Annotated in this window: 2 protein-coding genes and 1 pseudogene; 2 read left to right on the top strand and 1 reads right to left on the bottom strand. The window is 67.6% G+C overall.

All coding sequences use genetic code 11. From position 1 onward, the window contains the following. Window positions 1-383: pseudogene (locus QZ281_RS02045) on the bottom strand (A/G-specific adenine glycosylase); the annotation flags it as partial. Between the two features lie 20 nt (window positions 384-403). Between QZ281_RS02045 and QZ281_RS02040 the strand changes: the two are divergent. Together QZ281_RS02040 and QZ281_RS02035 are read left to right on the top strand one after the other, a co-directional pair. After that, window positions 404-955 carry a DciA family protein gene (locus QZ281_RS02040; RefSeq protein WP_292224137.1) on the top strand — a complete coding sequence of 184 codons (552 nt, stop codon included), beginning with the start codon at window positions 404-406 and terminating at the stop codon, window positions 953-955. Between the two features lie 96 nt (window positions 956-1,051). After that, window positions 1,052-1,696, top strand: a complete 645-nt coding sequence (locus QZ281_RS02035) for a DsbA family protein (RefSeq protein ID WP_292224134.1) — start codon at window positions 1,052-1,054, stop codon at window positions 1,694-1,696. The last annotated feature ends 196 nt before the right edge of the window (window positions 1,697-1,892 follow it).

The raw sequence follows: 1,892 nt of genomic DNA, 5'->3' as shown, positions 1-1,892 counted from the left end.
CCCACCCCCGGCAGGGCCAGCAACCCGGCCTCTGTATCCGGAAACACACCGCCATGCGCGCCCGCCACCGCCCGCGCACAGGCCAGCAGGTTGCGGGCACGGGCGTAGTAACCAAGCCCCGCCCACGCCGCCATCACCTCCGCATCCGGCGCGGCGGCTAGGTCCGACACCGTAGGCCAGCGGCGGATGAAATCGTGGAAATAGGGCGTCGCGTGCGGCACCGTGGTCTGCTGCAGCATCACCTCCGACAGCCAGACCCGATACGGCTCGGTGCGCGTCCCCTCTCCCGGCGGCGCGCGCCACGGCAAACCCCGCGCATTCGCGTCGTACCAGGCAAGCAGTTCTGCACGGATCAGGGAGATGTCAGGAGAGACTATGGGCATCGGTCGGGCTATATAGGCCTATGCGCCGCACCCTGCCCACAGACGCCGAGGTCCGCGAGATTCTGTCTCGCCGCCGCACCCGCCCGGCTCCGCGCGTCGCCCCGCGCGCAGGCAAGGCCCTGACGCCCCTGATCAAGAAGCTGGACGCCCAGTTCGGACGCAGCGCCAGCGGGCTGGAGCCCCTGTGGATCGAGATTGTCGGCGAACGGCTGGCGCGCATCACCTCGCCCAAGAACATCATCAAGGGCCGTGCAGGCCAGCCCGGCATTCTGGAGCTGCGCGTCGTCAGCGCCGCCGCCCTGCTGGTCCAGCATCAGTCCGAGGAGATCCTGGCCAAGGTGAACCTGTTTCTGGGCGACGGAACCGTGGGCAAGCTGCGCATCGCCCAAGGCCCGGTCAAACCGCCGGTGAAGGCCATCGAACGCCCGAAACGTGCGCCCAAACCCCCGCCCCTGTCCGCCGCCGCAGAGGCCGATCTGGCCGCCTCCATCGCCTCCGCGCCTGACGAACTGAAGGCGGCTCTGGCCAAGTTGGGCCGCGCAGCGATGTCGCGCCCAAACAGTCAAGATTGACAAAACTTCGCCGCACCTGTTCTCGACAAGTCAGAGGTTGTGCGCTTCCACGGGAATCGCATGATCATCAGGCAACGCTCCGATCAAGGAAGTCACATGGCCCAGACTGAATCCCGCTTCGCCCGCATGAGCCGCCGCGCGGCCATTACCGGCGCCGCCATGGCGACCATGGCTCTGGCCGCTTGCGGCGGCGGCGCCAAGGGTGCGGCTGAGGGCGACATGGCCCAGGGCGCCGCTGAAGGCGCCAAGGTCACCGTGGTCGAATACGCCTCGGTCACCTGCCCCCACTGCGCCATCTGGCAGCAAAACACCTATCCGGCGTTCAAGGCCAAATACGTGGACACGGGCAAGGTCCGCTACGTCTTCCGCGAACTGCCGACCCCGCCGGTCGACGCCGCCACCGCCGGCTTCCTGGTCGCGCGCTGCGCTGGCCCGGACAAGTATTTCGACGTCGTCCACCAGCTGATGAAGACCCAGCAGGAGATGATCACCACCTCGCCGCGCGAATGGCTGCTGCGCACCGCCCAGGCCGCTGGCCTGTCGGAAGAACAGTTCAACCAGTGCGTCACGGACAAGAACGCCGTCGCCGCGATGGAGAAGCGCGTTCAGGCCGCCCGCGCCCAGGGCGTGACCGGCACCCCGGCCTTCTACGTCAACGACACCCAGGTGATCTCGCCGGGCGGTGAAGGCGCAAGCCTGGCCGACCTGTCGGCCGCCATCGACGCAGCCCTGGCCAAGTAAGATGATGATGCGCGCGTTGACGGGACTGTCGTTGGCCATCGCCCTTGTGGCGGCGCCTGCCCCTGCCCCTGCTGATATGTTTGGTGCTCCTGCGCCTGCTTCTGCCCCTACCCAGGACATATTCGGTGGAGGGGCAGATACGCCGGGCATGGGCATGATGTTAGCTGCTCCCGGCCCTGCATCGGCTCCTGATATG

The sequence above is a fragment of the Brevundimonas sp. genome, from assembly GCF_018608325.1.
In the GTDB taxonomy this organism is placed as follows: Bacteria; Pseudomonadota; Alphaproteobacteria; order Caulobacterales; family Caulobacteraceae; genus Brevundimonas.
Note: the sequence above shows the minus strand (reverse complement) of the source record. Positions and strands in the feature narration are given on the sequence as shown.